The organism is Butyrivibrio fibrisolvens, from assembly GCF_023206215.1.
Classification (GTDB): domain Bacteria; phylum Bacillota; class Clostridia; order Lachnospirales; family Lachnospiraceae; genus Butyrivibrio; species Butyrivibrio fibrisolvens_C.
Genome location: NZ_CP065800.1, coordinates 1,482,701 through 1,498,425, shown reverse-complemented (window position 1 = coordinate 1,498,425; position 15,725 = coordinate 1,482,701). Strand labels below are relative to the sequence as shown.

General features: G+C 39.9%; 23 protein-coding genes. 4 read left to right on the top strand and 19 right to left on the bottom strand.

Annotation, left to right across the window (positions count from 1 at the left end):
• Positions 1 to 136 precede the first annotated feature (136 nt).
• From I7804_RS06175 to I7804_RS06160, 5 genes are all read right to left on the bottom strand, one after another.
• Positions 137 to 643: a hypothetical protein gene (locus I7804_RS06175; RefSeq protein ID WP_248405454.1), complete on the bottom strand. Its 507-nt coding sequence runs from the start codon at positions 641 to 643 to the stop codon at positions 137 to 139.
• Positions 643 to 1,215 (bottom strand): plasmid recombination protein, encoded by a 573-nt coding sequence (locus I7804_RS06170; RefSeq protein WP_248405452.1) that lies wholly within the window; start codon positions 1,213 to 1,215, stop codon positions 643 to 645. Before I7804_RS06170 ends, I7804_RS06175 begins: the two co-directional genes overlap by 1 nt.
• 207 nt (positions 1,216 to 1,422) lie before the next feature.
• Positions 1,423 to 1,548 carry a hypothetical protein gene (locus I7804_RS18955; protein ID WP_282570496.1) on the bottom strand — a complete coding sequence of 42 codons (126 nt, stop codon included), beginning with the start codon at positions 1,546 to 1,548 and terminating at the stop codon, positions 1,423 to 1,425.
• A gap of 214 nt (positions 1,549 to 1,762) precedes the next feature.
• The gene (locus I7804_RS06165; protein WP_015550818.1) at positions 1,763 to 2,737 is read right to left on the bottom strand and encodes an AAA family ATPase; all 975 of its coding nucleotides are present in this window, start codon (positions 2,735 to 2,737) and stop codon (positions 1,763 to 1,765) included.
• 129 nt (positions 2,738 to 2,866) lie between these two features.
• On the bottom strand, positions 2,867 to 3,103 hold the full coding sequence (locus I7804_RS06160) for a hypothetical protein (protein ID WP_013280038.1): 237 nt from the start codon (positions 3,101 to 3,103) through the stop codon (positions 2,867 to 2,869).
• A gap of 159 nt (positions 3,104 to 3,262) precedes the next feature.
• Here I7804_RS06160 and I7804_RS06155 point away from each other — a divergent pair, with 159 nt between their 5' ends.
• From I7804_RS06155 to I7804_RS18945, 3 genes are all read left to right on the top strand, one after another.
• The gene (locus tag I7804_RS06155; protein ID WP_248405451.1) at positions 3,263 to 3,763 is read left to right on the top strand and encodes a helix-turn-helix domain-containing protein; all 501 of its coding nucleotides are present in this window, start codon (positions 3,263 to 3,265) and stop codon (positions 3,761 to 3,763) included.
• A gap of 80 nt (positions 3,764 to 3,843) precedes the next feature.
• Positions 3,844 to 4,704, top strand: a complete 861-nt coding sequence (locus tag I7804_RS18950; RefSeq protein WP_282570495.1) for a tyrosine-type recombinase/integrase — start codon at positions 3,844 to 3,846, stop codon at positions 4,702 to 4,704.
• Between the two features lie 14 nt (positions 4,705 to 4,718).
• Positions 4,719 to 4,895, top strand: coding sequence for a tyrosine-type recombinase/integrase (locus I7804_RS18945; RefSeq protein ID WP_282570494.1), 177 nt, complete (start codon positions 4,719 to 4,721; stop codon positions 4,893 to 4,895).
• A gap of 156 nt (positions 4,896 to 5,051) precedes the next feature.
• Here I7804_RS18945 and rpsI read toward each other — a convergent pair whose 3' ends face one another.
• From rpsI to I7804_RS06120, 6 genes are all read right to left on the bottom strand, one after another.
• A complete protein-coding gene (gene rpsI / locus I7804_RS06145) occupies positions 5,052 to 5,450 on the bottom strand; it encodes a 30S ribosomal protein S9 (protein ID WP_022754345.1) in 399 nt (132 codons plus the stop codon).
• 28 nt (positions 5,451 to 5,478) lie between these two features.
• Complete coding sequence (rplM, locus tag I7804_RS06140; protein ID WP_022754346.1) at positions 5,479 to 5,907, bottom strand: 50S ribosomal protein L13; 429 nt, start codon at positions 5,905 to 5,907, stop codon at positions 5,479 to 5,481.
• A gap of 439 nt (positions 5,908 to 6,346) precedes the next feature.
• Positions 6,347 to 7,102 (bottom strand): tRNA pseudouridine(38-40) synthase TruA, encoded by a 756-nt coding sequence (gene truA / locus I7804_RS06135; protein ID WP_022754347.1) that lies wholly within the window; start codon positions 7,100 to 7,102, stop codon positions 6,347 to 6,349.
• Positions 7,103 to 7,243: 141 nt separating this feature from the next.
• Positions 7,244 to 8,053, bottom strand: coding sequence for an energy-coupling factor transporter transmembrane component T family protein (locus I7804_RS06130; RefSeq protein ID WP_022754348.1), 810 nt, complete (start codon positions 8,051 to 8,053; stop codon positions 7,244 to 7,246).
• Positions 8,054 to 8,261: 208 nt separating this feature from the next.
• On the bottom strand, positions 8,262 to 9,107 hold the full coding sequence (locus I7804_RS06125; protein ID WP_022754349.1) for an energy-coupling factor transporter ATPase: 846 nt from the start codon (positions 9,105 to 9,107) through the stop codon (positions 8,262 to 8,264).
• A 179-nt stretch (positions 9,108 to 9,286) separates the two neighbouring features.
• On the bottom strand, positions 9,287 to 10,180 hold the full coding sequence (locus I7804_RS06120; protein ID WP_331477863.1) for an energy-coupling factor transporter ATPase: 894 nt from the start codon (positions 10,178 to 10,180) through the stop codon (positions 9,287 to 9,289).
• Between the two features lie 209 nt (positions 10,181 to 10,389).
• Here I7804_RS06120 and I7804_RS06115 point away from each other — a divergent pair, with 209 nt between their 5' ends.
• Positions 10,390 to 10,560 (top strand): hypothetical protein, encoded by a 171-nt coding sequence (locus I7804_RS06115; RefSeq protein WP_022754351.1) that lies wholly within the window; start codon positions 10,390 to 10,392, stop codon positions 10,558 to 10,560.
• A gap of 100 nt (positions 10,561 to 10,660) precedes the next feature.
• On the opposite strand, the gene I7804_RS06110 is transcribed toward I7804_RS06115, so the two are convergent.
• The 8 genes from I7804_RS06110 to map all read right to left on the bottom strand — a co-directional run bounded on the left by I7804_RS06110 (position 10,661) and on the right by map (position 15,716).
• The gene (locus I7804_RS06110; protein ID WP_022754352.1) at positions 10,661 to 11,218 is read right to left on the bottom strand and encodes a bL17 family ribosomal protein; all 558 of its coding nucleotides are present in this window, start codon (positions 11,216 to 11,218) and stop codon (positions 10,661 to 10,663) included.
• A gap of 143 nt (positions 11,219 to 11,361) precedes the next feature.
• Complete coding sequence (locus I7804_RS06105) at positions 11,362 to 12,333, bottom strand: DNA-directed RNA polymerase subunit alpha (protein ID WP_022754353.1); 972 nt, start codon at positions 12,331 to 12,333, stop codon at positions 11,362 to 11,364.
• Between the two features lie 67 nt (positions 12,334 to 12,400).
• Positions 12,401 to 12,994: a 30S ribosomal protein S4 gene (gene rpsD, locus I7804_RS06100; RefSeq protein ID WP_022754354.1), complete on the bottom strand. Its 594-nt coding sequence runs from the start codon at positions 12,992 to 12,994 to the stop codon at positions 12,401 to 12,403.
• A gap of 289 nt (positions 12,995 to 13,283) precedes the next feature.
• The gene (rpsK, locus tag I7804_RS06095; protein ID WP_022754355.1) at positions 13,284 to 13,676 is read right to left on the bottom strand and encodes a 30S ribosomal protein S11; all 393 of its coding nucleotides are present in this window, start codon (positions 13,674 to 13,676) and stop codon (positions 13,284 to 13,286) included.
• Positions 13,677 to 13,770: 94 nt separating this feature from the next.
• Positions 13,771 to 14,139, bottom strand: coding sequence for a 30S ribosomal protein S13 (gene rpsM, locus I7804_RS06090; protein ID WP_022754356.1), 369 nt, complete (start codon positions 14,137 to 14,139; stop codon positions 13,771 to 13,773).
• A gap of 285 nt (positions 14,140 to 14,424) precedes the next feature.
• The gene (gene rpmJ / locus I7804_RS06085; protein ID WP_022754357.1) at positions 14,425 to 14,538 is read right to left on the bottom strand and encodes a 50S ribosomal protein L36; all 114 of its coding nucleotides are present in this window, start codon (positions 14,536 to 14,538) and stop codon (positions 14,425 to 14,427) included.
• Positions 14,539 to 14,706: 168 nt separating this feature from the next.
• Positions 14,707 to 14,925: a translation initiation factor IF-1 gene (gene infA / locus I7804_RS06080; RefSeq protein WP_022754358.1), complete on the bottom strand. Its 219-nt coding sequence runs from the start codon at positions 14,923 to 14,925 to the stop codon at positions 14,707 to 14,709.
• Between the two features lie 26 nt (positions 14,926 to 14,951).
• The gene (map, locus tag I7804_RS06075; RefSeq protein WP_027204533.1) at positions 14,952 to 15,716 is read right to left on the bottom strand and encodes a type I methionyl aminopeptidase; all 765 of its coding nucleotides are present in this window, start codon (positions 15,714 to 15,716) and stop codon (positions 14,952 to 14,954) included.
• Between the last annotated feature and the right edge of the window lie 9 nt (positions 15,717 to 15,725).

The following is a 15,725-nucleotide window of genomic DNA, read 5'->3' as shown; positions in this document are numbered from 1 at the left end:
TAATCTATTCAGAAATACTTAAATTTTTTCTTTGTAGCAACTGTTTATAATTATACCTATATCTACCATCCTGTTCAATATTATGTGCATAAAACAAGGGCGTTTTCACGCCCCTGCCTATTGCACTATCAGTTATTCATCTCTCAGGTCTTAGATTATTCCTATTAAGATTTGGACTTTGCTGCTCCTTCCTCTGATCAACTATCGTCTGGCTTTCTCTTAGCTTTTGCAAAATGCTTGTTTTAGCCTTTTCAGCTACCTCAGGCTTCTTGGTCTTATCCCACCATTCCTTGAATGTTCTGAAGGCTTTCGAGACTAGTTTTCCCAGTGTGGTCTTAGGATTTTCGAGTGTTGCGTATCTCATGAATTCCTTTTTCATTTCTGTATTTACCACTGAGTCCACATATTGGTTAACTGTGCTTTCAATGTCCTCCTTCATTTCTTTAGCCGTTCCGTCCAGAGCTTCAATCTGTGTCTCCTTCTCCTGGCACTTATCTTCCAGCTTTTCATATTCTTGCTGCTTTAGCCTTAAGTAGAATTCTTTTGAGAAGTCGCTATTCCTTCCTTTTTCCTTTGGCTTTAAGGTTTCATCTCCAAAGATCTCCGGGTGGTCTATCATCTGATGCTCTACAAAATCGTGCATTAGATCTTGTATTTTTCTAGTCTCTCCTGATCAAACACTTTTGTTTTTGCCACCTGTTTGCTTAGTCCTCGTTTGTATCCTGTTGCTACCGGAACTCCTACTACGTGCATATGAGGTGAATCCTCATCCAAGTGTGTTACCGCCGATGCGATTTTGAATTCCGGAACTATCTCTTTTACATATTCAAGCTGATCTCTCAAGAGTGGCTTCATTGCATTCCACTGCTCTCTCGTCTTATCTGCCCAGAATTCCTTATCCCCTACTTGGAGAATTACCTCCGTAGCCACATCATTCTTTTTACTTTCGGATACATACTCCAGATAGTCAGGAATCTGTCTGTCACTTCTTTTACCTTTGTTGTATTCCGCAAGTGCCTCAGAGAATTCCCTTTCATAAATCTCTTTTACATCATCGAGAACATTTACTTCACTCCCGACTTCCACTTCGATCATTTCTTCGTTATACTCTTCGCTTTGAAATAATCGAAGATTGTGTTTGCTCACCGAAACCACATCTCGCGTTTTAGTGAGCGAATGCTTCTTACATGAAATGTGAAATGTCACTGTTATCATAAACAAACTCCTTTCGTAATATTTTTTTGCCGCCGGCAGGCCCCTCGGAGAGCCCCCGGATAATGATGTGTAATGTCATTATCCATAGAGGGTTACCCATAACGACACGTTATGGGGAAGCTCGCTCCGCTCGCCTGCCAAGCCATTCATTCCTTGGCTGATTATTACCGGAGCGTGTCACGCTCCCGTTCAATCCATCAAGGGAAATCACCATCTAAAATCCCTGTGCATTCCCACCATATCGAGGTAGTCCTGACGAGCTTTTTCCTTCTCCTCTTCTGTGGGTGCTGTCTTGAACTTTGAATAGATTTCATGCCTCACTAGTTTTTCCATCTTGTCTTCAAGTTCTTTTTGATCAGATCAGTATCTTCATCAAACTCAAAGACCAGTAATCGTACCAGCCTTATAAATAATTCCTGTGATATCTGTACGTTTTTCATTCGTCCCTTTCTTCTAGTCCGCAACAATGCAGTGTCTTTATCTTTTTACAACCTTGCAATCTTAAGAGTGTAACTTCAGATACCTTACATTGTTGCGGTCTTGATTATCATTCGTTCTCTTTCAATATCCAGTACCAGGTATTGTTGATTCTCCTGGCTTTTATCCCAAGTTCATTTTTGGCTATCTCCAGAGTTCTTTTTGATATATCCTCTTCTTTAGCCAGTTCTACTGCCTCGTTACTTGGGATCATATTATGGTCTTCAGCCAATTCTCTCAGAAGAGCTATCGCCTTTTCCTGCTTATTCGCTTTCGGTGCAATTCCTCCGAGAACTTCGTCTGCGGTTATTTCATAATCTCCAATCCACTCGAATCCCTTTTCTGATAATCTGAAGGCCTTTGAATGTCCAAATGCTGCTAAGTTGTTCTTTATTTGGACTATTGCCCTTAGTTCCGGTTCTCCTTCTATCCTTCCTACCAGCAGGACACTTCTTGCTACTGCGTAGAAGTCAATTGATCCCATCCCTCTATAGGCTGCCTTGTTTCCGGAAGCCTTGTTCATGTGTCCGATTAGGATGATTGCACATTTGTACTTCTCCGCCAGAGCTCCCAGCTTCTTAGTCATATCTCTTGCTTCGTTAGCTCTATTCATATCCATTCCGCCTCCGAGATATGCCTGTAGTGGATCCAGAATCAAGAGTTTTGCTCCAGTCCTTATGATTGCCTGTTCAACTCTCTCATCTACCATTGATAGCGATTTATCACTCTCATCTATCACATGGATTTTGGAGCAGTCAGCCCCGGCACCTTCAAGTCTTGGCTTTACTGTATCAGCCAGTCCGTCTTCTGCTGTCTGATATATGATGTTTATTGGTTCCTCACTCTGCAGACCTGTATCTAACGAAATTCCTTTTGATAACTTCGCTGCTGCATTTAGTACAAAAGTTGTTTTTCCATCTCCGGGATCTCCCTGAATGATGGTAAGCTTTCCATATGGTATAAACGGATACCATAGCCAGGAAACTTCTTCAGCTTCTACATCTGACATCTGGATAAGCTTTAATTCTGGTTTGCTTGTTTCCATTTTGATTCCTCCAATCTTACTTTTTTGTTGAACTTGGCCGGAACCCTTGCTATACTTTATTTAATCGAATTTACAAAAGCTCCGGCTTTTCATTCACTCTCTTGTTACCAGCAAGAGAGTTTTTTCATTTTAGACTGCTTCTGGACTAAAGTATCCAATCTCTTCCCATACCTTTCTGTCTGGACAATAGTAGTTGTATTCACTAGAATTCTCTTTCTTCATGGCATATCCAAATTTGAATATCCCCTGCTGGATTCCAATTCTTACGAACTGTGCATCCTTGTGCATTGCCTCGGCAACCTCAGTTATAGGAACATTTCTACCGGTAAATCTTGGTAGTTCTACATATAACTTTTTGTCTTCCATACTTTTCACCTCCCTTCTTTCAAAATACGAATTATCAGTTCGTATTTTGATAATACGTCTTAGTAATTCATTTGTCAACACAAAATATGTATTTATAATTCGTATTACGTTCTTGCAATTCGTATTACTACATGTTACAATTCACACAAGGAGGTCAGTATGATGAATAATAGATCTGATATTGGAAATAGAATTAAAGAAGCCAGAAAAGCTCAGCACCTCAGTCAGACTGAACTGGCTAACAGACTAGGTAAAACTATGCGTACCGTACAGAAATATGAAAGCGGTGAAATAGAGCCTTCAATAGGTGTACTGAATGAGATCGCAAGTATTCTTAACATCTCTCCGGCAGAACTTATTGGATATCAGAAGAAGAACATCACTTTAGATACACTCTCAGATGTCCTCTATGTTCTAAACGAATTAAATAAAAAAGCAGGTCTTCACTTTAATATAGACGTAAATCGCCCGCCAAAAACTGAAGAGTGGAGCTGTAGCCTTAAATTCATAGGAAACGATGAAGCAGCAGAAAACAACGCAGATCTCTGCCTTTTTCTGGAAAGATACGCAGATGAACGAGAAAGCCTTGAACAAGCCTATCAAATGAAGATAGATTTAATCACTGGTTTGAAACAGAACTTGCATACTACGCAAATGTAGCATTGCCCGATAAGAAAGGTGATTAAGGGACTATCCCCTTTTTCATAAATTACCTGAGCATCAAAGGAGGTCGATATTATTTGAAATTACCAAACGGATATGGAAGTGTTATGAAAATGTCCGGGAAACGCAGAAAGCCCTATATGGTAAGAGTAACCACCGGATGGACCATTGATCCGGAAAAAGGTACCAAAAAGCAGACGTACAATGTCATAGGATATGCTGAAACCAAGCAGGAAGGCTTGCAAATGCTATCAGATTATCATCAGAATCCATTTGATACAAAAGCAGCCAAAATGACATTCTCAGACGTATATAACGCCTGGTCTGAAGCAAAATATCCTACAATCTCTAAATCCAATGTGCATGGGTATACAGCCTCATATAACGTATGTGGCACCCTTTACAACAAAACTTTTAGAGATATAAGGCTGGCAGAGCTTCAGAATGTCATTGATACCTGCGGAAAGAATTATCCTACACTCCGTAAGATCAAAGTCCTTTTCAATCAGCTTTACGATTATGCCCTTAAGAACGATATCTGTAACAAGGACTATTCCGAATTTGTAGATATCCTCAAGTATAAGGACAAAAATCCAAATAAGGTTGAGAGAGATATCTTTTCAAAAGCTGAGATTGACAGGCTATGGGAACTCAAGGATGATCCGTTCTACCAGACAGTACTGATGCTGATTTACAACGGCTGTAGAATATCTGAACTACTGGATTTGGAAAAGAAAAATGTTCATCTTGAAGAACAGTATTTCGATGTGATACTAAGTAAGACTGAAAATGGTATCAGAAAGGTTCCTATAGCAGATAAGGTTCTACCATTCTACAAAGCCTGGTATGAATCCTCTGACTGTGAATACCTTCTTCACACAGATGACAACAAAAAATCACCTACAGGAACTATAAAGACAGCTACTGGACACCACTAATAGAAAACCTTGGTATGGAGCACAATCCTCATGATACTAGGCATACCTGCATATCAATGCTGGCGGAAGCTCATGTGGATCCTACAATGATCAAGAAAATCGTAGGACACGCCGGAGCAATGTCTCTGACAGAGAAAGTGTACACACACCTTGATATCCAGTCTCTGGTAGAAGCAATAAATAAAATCTAAGACTTGATAATTTTGCTGTCTACCTGCTGTTTACTCGCTGTTTACGGTACAAAATTTTCTGCGTTTCACCACAACTGAATACAATTATAGATAAAAGAAAAACCCCAGAAACACTGAGTTTCTGAGGTTTGTAAATTCTTTTTGAATCTCGAAAGATTATCTCTTTGAGAACTGAGGAGCACGACGTGCCTTCTTGAGACCGGGCTTCTTTCTTTCCTTCATACGAGGATCTCTTGTAAGGAATCCAGCCTTCTTAAGTGTAGGTCTGTACTCATCTGAGTCAGCCTGAAGAAGTGCACGAGAAATGCCGTGACGAATAGCACCAGCCTGACCTGTTGTGCCGCCGCCTCTTACAGTTACAACTACGTCGAACTTCTCAACTGTATCTGTAGCTACGAGTGGCTGACGAACGATAGTCTTAAGTGTCTCAAGACCGAAATACTCGTCAATGTTTCTCTTATTGATTGTGATATTTCCCTTTCCAGGGAGAAGGTATACACGTGCAACAGAACTCTTTCTTCTGCCGGTACCATAATATGTTGCTGCTTTAGCCATTTTGAATTCTCCTTTCAATTACCTGTAATTAAAAATCCAGTACTTCAGGCTTCTGAGCAGCGTGATTGTGCTCTGGTCCTGCATATACATGAAGCTTTGTGTACATTTCTCTTCCAAGAGAACCCTTAGGGAGCATGCCCTTAACTGCGTGCTCGATAACTCTTTCAGGGTGAGTATTAAGCATCTCACGAAGTGTTGCGCTCTTCTGACCACCAACGTAGTCTGTGTGGTGCCAGTAAATCTTCTGATCAAGCTTCTTACCTGTAACTTTGATCTTCTCAGCGTTTACTACGATTACGAAATCGCCTGTATCAATGTTAGGTGTGTAGATAGCTTTGTTCTTTCCTCTAAGGACGTTAGCTACTTCTGTAGCAAGACGACCAAGTGTCTTATCTGTTGCATCAACAACGTACCATTTTTTCTCTACGTTAGTTGCGCTTGGCATGAATGTTTTCATCGTATTACCTCCATAGTTACTCTGTACTATATATACTATGAAAAGAACTGCCGCCAGCCTTTTCACGTTACAGAAACCCTTCACCTGATTTCTGCCATGATATATACGAAGCTCTAAAGCCCGTGGATAGACTTCTCTGTTTGTGAGGCAGACGCTTCGCGGTGCATATGCACCTATGAAAACTGTACCATGAAGGAACGTTTTCACTGTATCATCGGAAGCTTACCGGGTCTTCCGAATGATATTAACAAATTTAATGTGTGAACAAAATTAATCACACAGCAATATATTTTAGTCTTATTTTAGTAGATTTGTCAAGCGTTTTATTGTGAATCAGGGCATTTTTTAACCTCATGTCGCGAGTGAAAAAAGCGACTGCATTTTCAAACTGATGGAGCTTGCAACATCAATTTGAACTTAAAAATGGAACATTTTAAGCTTAAATCACTACTTCTTTGTCCGGAAACTCATATTTCATAAGGCATAATCCATTAGCAGGAGCTGTAGGTCCGGCTGCTGATCTATTTCTTGCTTCTATCATGGCCTGTATGTCCTCAGGGCTTCCTTTGCCTCTACCTATCATAGCCAGTGTCCCTGCCATGATTCTGACCATGTTGTACAGAAAGCCCTTGCCTTTGACTTCTATCACGACTTCCTTGCCTTCTCTAAATACGTTAACACTTATTACAGTTCTCACATGATCCGGTGTCTGTGTTGCTGTATTACAAAAAGAAGTAAAGTCATGGGTGCCTACAAGATATTCTGCCGCTTGCTGCATTTTCTCTATATCAAGATTGAAACTGCAATGCCATGCATAGTATCTTTTTACAGGGAGCATCACATCGTCGTTCCAGATTCTATACTGGTAGGTCTTAACGCTATTACAGTGCCTGGGGTGAAAAGAAGGATCTACTTCCATTGACTTCATGATCCTTATATCATCAGGCAGCATGCTGTTAAGGGCGTAGGAGAATTTATCGGGTGGTATACTTGCTTGCGTATCAAAAACAAACAAATTGCCACAAGCATGAACTCCTGCGTCAGTACGGCTTGCTCCTATAAGCTCAGGCTCATGTCCTGTAAGGCCTTTTATGGCTTTTTTTAATACGCCTTCTATTGTGACAGCTTCAGGCTGATATGCTGATCCGTTATAGCCTGTGCCATCATATGCTGTTATCAGCAGTACTCTTGGCATCGTATCTCCATTTCTTTTGTCAAAAAATAATATCGTAAGATAATACTTGCATTATAGATAATAATACAATCGGTAGATTGCTTGTACCTTTAGTTTTAAGCTGGTGTTAAAGTTCTAAGAAAAACGTATTATCATCTATGCTTAGATCAGTATATCTATTCTGCCAAGTACTACCATAGAAATCATAAATACTGCAACTACAAGATATGCTACAAAATCGTTTTTTTTGTAGATAAGCGGTTTCATTCTGGTTCTTCCGTCTCCGCCGTGATAACATCTGGCTTCCATTGCCATTGCAAGGTCATTGGCTCGTCTGAAAGCGGAGATAAAAAGCGGTACGAGTATTGGCACCAGGCTTTTAGCCTTTTGGATGATTCCGCCTGATTCAAAATCAGCTCCTCTTGCCATCTGTGCTTTCATGATCTTATCGGTCTCTTCCATGAGGATTGGTATGAATCTAAGTGCTATCGCCATCATCATGGCAATCTCATGAACTGGTACGCGAACTTTTTTTAGCGGATTAAGAAGAACTTCCAGGCCGTCCGTAAGCTGGTTGGGAGTTGTTGTAAGTGTGAGAATTGAAGATCCTGTTATAAGGAATATAAGCCTTATAGCCATCCTTCCTGCCATAATAAGGCCTTCTTTGGTTATCTTCAGTATCCAGAATGTAAATATCGTCTCTCCCGGTGTCAGAAAAATATTAAATAAAACCGTGATCATAAGCAGCATAAATATTGCTTTCATGCCTCTAAAGATAAATGAAGGCGGCACATGGGAAAGATATATGGTCGTTGCAAGATAAGCTGCTGCAATAATATATCCTGTCATGTTGTTCACAAGAAACAGGAATATGATGAACGCAAGCGTTGCAACTATCTTAACTCTTGGATCAAGGTCATGGACCTTAGATTTAGTTTGATAATACTGACCTATCGTTATGTCTCTAAGCATTGAATTATGTCCTTGTTTATTGTATTTCTAAGTCCACTGTTACAGGATGTAACTGGGACTTGTCCAGAAATACAGGGATGTATTTCTAAGTCCGCTGTTACAGGATGTAACTGGGACTTGTCCAGAAATACAGGGATGTATTTCTAAGTCCGCTGTTACAGGACGTAACTTGGACTTGTCCAGAAATACATGGATGTATTTCTAAGTCCTAAGATAAAGCTCTCATGATCTCATCAGTTGCTTCTTCAATGGTTGTGATATTACCATCAACATCAAAGCCTTTTTCTTTAAGATCATTCATGATATATGTTACTTGAGGCGCTGCAAGTCCCATTTTCTCCAGTTCCTTGTAACTTGCAAAAACTTTCCTTGGTTCGTCATCAAATTGAACCTGCCCGTGATCCATTACAATGATCCTCTCGACATAATTGGCAACATCTTCCATGCTGTGTGATACAAGGATTACTGTGATACCTCTTTCTTCATGAAGCTTCTTGAGGAGATCAAGTATCTCCGTCTTTCCTTTTGGGTCAAGCCCGGCTGTGGGTTCATCTAATACCAGTATTTCAGGATTCATGGCAAGGACGCCTGCTATAGCAACGCGCCTTTTCTGTCCACCTGAAAGGTCAAATGGAGACTGCTTATAATATTCATCAGGAAGACCTACCATTCTAAGAGCATCATAAGCTCTTTTTTCAATCTCAGATTTAGAAAGACCGAGATTTTTGGGGCCAAAGCATACATCTGCAAATACATCTGTTTCAAATAGCTGATGCTCCGGATATTGAAATACAAGTCCGACTTTAGATCTTAGCTTTTTTCTATCATAATCTTTTGCATTTATGTCTTCGCCGTTGTATAGTACTTGGCCGGATGTAGGCTTTACAAGACCGTTTAAATGAGTTACAAGTGTCGATTTACCGGAACCTGTGTGTCCTATAAGTCCGATAAATTGACCATCTTTTATTTCAATTGTCACATCGTTTAGAGCAGTATGAGCCATCTCGGTGTCTGCATCGTATATATAATTTACATGATCTAGTTTTAATGCCATGTTAATCCTCTATCATTTTAGATATCATCAATAATACATGTAGTACTCATGTTCATGAACATACTTTTGAAGTAGTCATAAGTTTTATAGTTATTCACTTTTGGGTTATATAATTTTGCAATTATACATTTTAGTACTTATTAGATGTACCAAAATTATGTATTATATCGTGCTTATATTTAATCTTTTGACCGTTTCTTTATTGTGACCAAAGCATCTGTAAGTTCATCTCTGGTAAGAATTCCCTTTGGTATATCAAGTCCTTTTTTTCTAAGGCTATCAGCAAGTAATGTAACCTGAGGTACATCCAGACGCAGCTCTTTGAGTTTATCTACCTGACTAAAGATTTCTCGCGGAGTTCCTGACATCACAACCTTTCCTTTGTCCATTACAAATATTCTGTCAGCGTGTACAACTTCTTCCATGTAGTGAGTTATAAGAATTACAGTGATGCCTTCTACGTCATTTAAAGCTCTTGCGGCTCTTATAACTTCTCTGCGCCCTGAAGGATCCAACATAGCTGTAGGCTCATCCATGATTATGCATTCCGGATGCATAGCTATAACACCAGCAATGGATACGCGCTGCTTCTGACCTCCTGAAAGATGATTAGGAGATGCTTTCCGGTATTCATACATTCCAACTGTCTTTAAGCTTTCATTAACACGTTCCCATATCTCTTCTGTAGGCACTCCCATGTTCTCAGGACCGAATCCCACATCTTCCTCGACTATCTGACCGATTATCTGATTATCAGGGTTCTGAAAGACCATGCCAGCCTTCTGGCGTATATCCCATATTCTGTTATCATCACAGGTGTCCATACCGTCTACCAGTACTGAACCTTTAGTAGGATATAAGAGAGCATTAAAATGTTTGGCAAGAGTAGACTTACCTGAACCATTATGGCCCAAGATAGCAATAAACTCGCCTTTATTTATAGTCATATCTACACCATCTACTGCAGTTACAGTTCCTATCGGGTTGCCTTCTTCGTCATGTTTTGTGTATTCAAAACTAACTCCACAGGCTTGGATCATTGGTTTATTATCTTTTCGTGTATAATCATTCATTTTTTTATATGTGTAATCCTGCGATCATTATTATATTTATATTTTTTAGATAGGTTTCAAAAGGTCCTTTTAACCTATATTTCATATTATGAGGAATATATGGATTTTATAAAAATAGAATTAGCCACATTTTTCCTGTATCTTCACGATTATACAAAATTAGCATAAAAGCGTCAATTAGAGTAAACTATACGTATAGGGAGGTGCGTATGAGAATTAGCAATCTTAGTCTATCCAAAAAGATATTCATATTGATAATCTGTATCGTAATATGCGCAATCGGAGCGAGAATTTTAAACTCAGGAGAAACTCTGTCAGAATATGCAGCAAATCATCCAGAGGAAGCATATGCTTCAACAGCAGAAAGCACTGGTAATTGAGTTCTTTTTGTAAAAAGCTTATATAAAATATAATCTTGTTCAAAAAATCCGCATATACATTTAGTATATGCGGATAATTTTTATGTTATCTTAAACTGAATTAAACGAGCTCAAGAACAACCATCATAGCTGCGTCACCCTTACGCTGACCAATCTTGATGATACGTGTGTAGCCACCCTTACGGCCAGCATACTTCTCAGCGTACTCATCGAAGATCTTGTCTGTAAGATCAACAACCTTTGTGTTCTGCTTACGAAGCTTTCCTTCTGTAGGAACTTCAGTAACCTTGTAGATCTCTTTGTACATCTGACGTCTAGCATGAAGACGTGAAGGCTTGTCCTTTGTTACTTCCTTCTTCTCGATGTCATAATCGTAAACCTTAAGAGTCTTCTTAAGCTTTTCGTTATACTTCTTCTCGAGAACGATGCGCTTTCCGTTTTCGTCCTTCTTGCAGTGCTTAACTTCTACAGTAACAGTCTCAACGTTATCTTTCTCTCTGATTCCAAGTGCGATAAGGTGCTCAGCGATCTGACGTACCTCTTTTGCACGAGCCTCAGTTGTAACGATCTTACCGTTGTAAAGAAGTTCAGTTACCTGGTTTCTAAGAAGAGCCTTTCTAGGCTTGCTTGCTTTGCTAAGCTTTCTGTACATTGCCATGATATAATATTTCCTTTCTCATTACAGAGTTCCCTCTGCGTTGGTGCATTTTACAGCGCTCATTGGTCTTACCCGTAAAATGTTATGTTTACCATGAGATTCGCATCAGTACACTTTGGTTTTACCTTCTGCGAATTAACTCTTTAGTTAAGTTCCTCAGTTATCTCACCTTTTCTAAGCTGCAGACCGAGCTCTTCGAGCTTGGCAAGAACTTCTTCAAGTGACTTACGTCCGAGGTTACGTACCTTCATCATATCATCAGGAGTCTTGTTGCAGAGTTCCTGAACTGTATTGATTCCGGCTCTCTTGAGACAGTTGAATGAACGAACAGAAAGTTCAAGCTCTTCAATTGACATCTCAAGGACTTTACCCTTAACATTGTCTTCTTTATCTGTAATAACATCAGCAGTCTGAGCTACTTCAGAAAGATCAATGAAAAGAGACAGATGCTCTGAAAGTACCTTCGCAGCAAGGCTTACAGCCTCATCAGGCTCAAGTGTACCATTAGTGTGAACATCTAAAGTCAGTTTATCAAAGTCAGTTACCTGACCGACACGAGTGTTCTCAACTGTAACATTTACACGCTCAACAGGAGTGTAAATAGAGTCAATAGCAAGAACTCCGATCGGAAGGTCTCCAGACTTGTTCTTATCTGAGCTGACATATCCTCTGCCGCGTGTGATTGTAAGCTCCATATAAAGCTTAGCATCAGCACCGCAAAGTGTAGCAATAGTCTGATCGGGATTCATGATCTCGATATCCTGATCAACCTGAATATCTGAAGCCTTAACAACGCCATCACCTGTATATTCGATGTAAGCGATCTTAGGCTCATTTGTTTCAGATTTATTCTTGATAGCAAGATTTTTGATGTTCATTATGATTTCAGTAACATCCTCTTTAACTCCAGGGATAGAACTGAATTCATGAAGAACGCCTTCGATCTTGACCTGACTTACTGCAGCACCAGGTAAAGAAGAAAGCATAATCCTTCTGAGGGAATTACCAAGTGTAATACCATAACCTCTCTCAAGAGGTTCTACAACGAATTTACCATACTTCTTGTCATCTGAGATTTCTGCTACTTCAATATTTGGTCTCTCAAAATCAAACACTGATATTTCCTCCTTTTATGCTTAGTCAACAGTTGCATTCTTTATATAATAATTAACTATTTACAAATTACTTGGAATACAGCTCGACGATAAGCATTTCGTCAACAGGAACATCAATCATGTCTCTTGCTGGAAGCTGTGAAATAGTACCCTTCCAATTCTCCTTGTCAGCATCGATCCATGAAGGAACGAGTCTAGCACCAGCGATTTCAGCGATATCCTTGAATCTCTGCATGTTCTTAGCAGACTCTTTGATTTCAACTGTATCACCAGCCTTGATCTGGTAAGAAGGAACATTTACAACCTTACCGTTAACAAGTACGAACTTATGAAGAACTACCTGACGTGCTTCTCTTCTTGTTCTAGCGAAACCAAGACGGAAGATTACGTTGTCGAGTCTTCTCTCCAGAAGAACCATAAGGTTCTCACCGGACTGTCCTCTCATCTGCTCAGCCTTCTCATAGTAATTTCTGAAAGGCTTCTCAAGTACTCCATAAATGAATTTTGCTTTCTGTTTCTCACGGAGCTGAAGACCATATTCTGAAATCTTACGGCCTGATCTCTGTGGGTTTCTCTTTGACTTCTTGTCATATCCAAGGAATGTAGGATCAAGGTCAAGAGATCTGCATCTTTTAAGTATCGGTGTTCTGTTTACTGCCATTTTGTGTGGCTCCTTTCTTCAGGATAATTGTCCTGCTGTTGTTTACAATCAATATGTGTCCGAAATGGACATGACCTTCTTCCAACTAACTAAATTGCTATTTGTAACTATATATTCTTCCAAACAGAAGAATTGAATTGATCATAATGCAGCTATTACAGCTGCATCACAATCAATATATATCATCTCATAAATGTATCTATATATTTTTAATATATATAGAGTCTTTCACGAAGTGACAACAGGCTATAAATACAACCTGCATAACCCAGCTATTACAAACTGAGTCTTATACTCTACGTCTCTTAGGTGGACGGCATCCGTTGTGAGGAACTGGAGTTACATCTGTGATGCTTGTAACTGTGAGTCCATTAGCTGCGAGTGCTCTGATAGCAGCTTCTCTTCCTGAACCCGGTCCCTTTACGAACACATCAACTGTCTTAAGACCATGTATAAGAGCAGCCTTTGTAGCTGTTTCAGCAGCTACCTGTGCAGCATAAGGAGTAGATTTCCTTGAACCCTTAAATCCAAGTCCGCCTGCACTTGCCCAGCTAAGAGCGTTTCCAGCTGCATCTGTCAGTGTAACGATAGTGTTGTTGAAAGATGCCTGGATGTGTGCCTGACCGTGTTCAACGTTTTTCTTAACACGCTTCTTTGAAGCGCTAGCTTTCTGATTTGCCATAGTAAACTAACCTACTTTCTTCCTTTTAGTTTGTATACAGATGACTGAATGCTACATTCCAAAATCATCTGTGTCAACGATTGACTGACTACTATTACTTCTTCTTGTTAGCAATAGTTCTCTTAGGTCCCTTACGTGTTCTAGCATTAGTCTTTGTTCTCTGACCACGGCAAGGAAGACCCTTTCTGTGACGAGTACCGCGATAGCATCCGATCTCAGTCAGTCTCTTGATATTCATTGCTACTTCACGACGAAGATCACCTTCTACAAGGTAATCGTTAGTGATAATCTCACTAAGCTTCTTTACTTCGTCATCTGTAAGATCACGGCAACGAGTATCTGGATTAACACCAGCAGCTGCAATAATCTTATTGGAACTTGTTCTTCCGATTCCATAAATGTAAGTCAAGCCGATTTCTACGCGCTTGTCTCTAGGTAAATCAACACCTGCAATACGAGCCATTTTAATAATTCCTCCATAATAAATTATATGTATGTACGCGAACATAGAGGCGTGGCTTGTTGCCTATATGCTTTTTACTGGCGTCATACGGTTACTTTTGATTGAGGCATCTGAATGTGATATTCATAACTTCGCCTTTGCGAAATTTCTATGCCCAATCGGACAGGATCCGATCTTTCCAACACACAATATTAATATTGGTATCAAAAAGTAATATACGTAGGCTCTACGATATATTAATCGAACAGACATCAGCCGCTAGCAGCGGCGCCCGGACGAATCGAATTATCCCTGTCTCTGCTTGTGCTTAGGGTTCTCGCAGATAACACGAATGACACCCTTTCTCTTAATGACCTTGCACTTCTCGCACATAGGCTTAACAGAAGATCTGACTTTCATCCCGACTCCTTTCCTGTAGTTTCCCACATTCTTTATGTCATACTACCTCTTCACAATAAAATAACGCAAAGAGAGCCTTCTACGCAGAAGACCGTTTTATAGTATAGCGCATATTAAAATAAAATGCAACAAATTTTGCCCAAAAATTTCAGTAATTTTTTTGAGCAATTATTTGTCTCTCCAAATTATTCTACCCTTTGTAAGATCATATGGTGAAAGTTCCATAGTAACCTTATCTCCGGGAAGGATTCTTATAAAGTTCTGTCTGAGCTTGCCGCTGATATGAGCCAGAACTACATGTCCGTTTTCAAGTTCTACACGGAACATTGTGTTAGGAAGTTTTTCTATTACTTTTCCTTCGATTTCAATTACATCTGCCTTAGACATTATTTCCTCCTTGCTATGTGCAGCATTTATTCCTCACCTTCAAGCATTGTCAGGATTTCGGGTTCATCGTCAGTTATCACGATAGTATTTTCATAATGCGCTGCCGGTGATCCGTCTACTGTCACTACTGTCCAGTCATCATCAAGCCATCCAACATGTCTTTTTCCCATTGTGATCATGGGTTCTACACATATCGTCATGCCTTTTTGAAGTTTTATTCCTCTTCGAATCTGTCTGTAGTTAGGGACATTGGGCTCTTCATGTAGACTTTGACCTATTCCGTGGCCTGTCAATTCATGTACTATTCCATATCCATATTGTGTAACATATTGATCAATGGCTTTGGATATCTCATAAAGTCTGTTACCTGCTCGTGCCTTCGCAATTCCCTCAAAAAAGCTCTGCTTTGTAACTTCGATAAGCTTTCTTTTCTCAGGACTGATCTCGCCAACCCCCCAGGTTCTGGCAGCATCAGAATGCCATCCTTTGTAAATAAGGCCGGTATCAAATGTTACGATATCACCTTCCTGAAGTATTCTGTCAGCACTCGGTATTCCATGAACTACCTCTTCATTAACAGAGATACATATGGAAGCCGGAAAGCCTTCGTAATTCTTACAGTTCGGGATACCACCCATTTTTCTGATCAGTTCTTCTCCTAAAGTATCAATCTCGAGAGTTGACATACCCGGGCGTAATGCCTGATGTAATTCTGCATGCACCTGCGCTAAGAGGTGCCCTGATTGTCTCATAAGATCAATCTGATCCGGTGTTTTGATATAGATCTGCATAACAGGACC

Bases quoted from the DNA above. Each gene is read 5' to 3' on its own strand.
- I7804_RS06175 (WP_248405454.1), bottom strand. From the start codon at position 643: ATGCACGATTTTGTAGAGCATCAGATGATAGACCACCCGGAGATCTTT.
- I7804_RS06170 (WP_248405452.1), bottom strand. From the start codon at position 1,215: ATGATAACAGTGACATTTCACATTTCATGTAAGAAGCATTCGCTCACT.
- I7804_RS18955 (WP_282570496.1), bottom strand. From the start codon at position 1,548: ATGGAAAAACTAGTGAGGCATGAAATCTATTCAAAGTTCAAGACAGCA.
- I7804_RS06165 (WP_015550818.1), bottom strand. From the start codon at position 2,737: ATGGAAACAAGCAAACCAGAATTAAAGCTTATCCAGATGTCAGATGTA.
- I7804_RS06160 (WP_013280038.1), bottom strand. From the start codon at position 3,103: ATGGAAGACAAAAAGTTATATGTAGAACTACCAAGATTTACCGGTAGA.
- I7804_RS06155 (WP_248405451.1), top strand. From the start codon at position 3,263: ATGATGAATAATAGATCTGATATTGGAAATAGAATTAAAGAAGCCAGA.
- I7804_RS18945 (WP_282570494.1), top strand. From the start codon at position 4,719: ATGGAGCACAATCCTCATGATACTAGGCATACCTGCATATCAATGCTG.
- rpsI (WP_022754345.1), bottom strand. From the start codon at position 5,450: ATGGCTAAAGCAGCAACATATTATGGTACCGGCAGAAGAAAGAGTTCT.
- rplM (WP_022754346.1), bottom strand. From the start codon at position 5,907: ATGAAAACATTCATGCCAAGCGCAACTAACGTAGAGAAAAAATGGTAC.
- truA (WP_022754347.1), bottom strand. From the start codon at position 7,102: ATGCCAAGAGTACTGCTGATAACAGCATATGATGGCACAGGCTATAAC.
- I7804_RS06130 (WP_022754348.1), bottom strand. From the start codon at position 8,053: ATGCTTAGAGACATAACGATAGGTCAGTATTATCAAACTAAATCTAAG.
- I7804_RS06125 (WP_022754349.1), bottom strand. From the start codon at position 9,107: ATGGCATTAAAACTAGATCATGTAAATTATATATACGATGCAGACACC.
- I7804_RS06120 (WP_331477863.1), bottom strand. From the start codon at position 10,180: ATGAATGATTATACACGAAAAGATAATAAACCAATGATCCAAGCCTGT.
- I7804_RS06115 (WP_022754351.1), top strand. From the start codon at position 10,390: ATGAGAATTAGCAATCTTAGTCTATCCAAAAAGATATTCATATTGATA.
- I7804_RS06110 (WP_022754352.1), bottom strand. From the start codon at position 11,218: ATGGCAATGTACAGAAAGCTTAGCAAAGCAAGCAAGCCTAGAAAGGCT.
- rpsD (WP_022754354.1), bottom strand. From the start codon at position 12,994: ATGGCAGTAAACAGAACACCGATACTTAAAAGATGCAGATCTCTTGAC.
- rpsK (WP_022754355.1), bottom strand. From the start codon at position 13,676: ATGGCAAATCAGAAAGCTAGCGCTTCAAAGAAGCGTGTTAAGAAAAAC.
- rpsM (WP_022754356.1), bottom strand. From the start codon at position 14,139: ATGGCTCGTATTGCAGGTGTTGATTTACCTAGAGACAAGCGCGTAGAA.
- rpmJ (WP_022754357.1), bottom strand. From the start codon at position 14,538: ATGAAAGTCAGATCTTCTGTTAAGCCTATGTGCGAGAAGTGCAAGGTC.
- infA (WP_022754358.1), bottom strand. From the start codon at position 14,925: ATGTCTAAGGCAGATGTAATTGAAATCGAAGGAAAAGTAATAGAAAAA.
- map (WP_027204533.1), bottom strand. From the start codon at position 15,716: ATGCAGATCTATATCAAAACACCGGATCAGATTGATCTTATGAGACAA.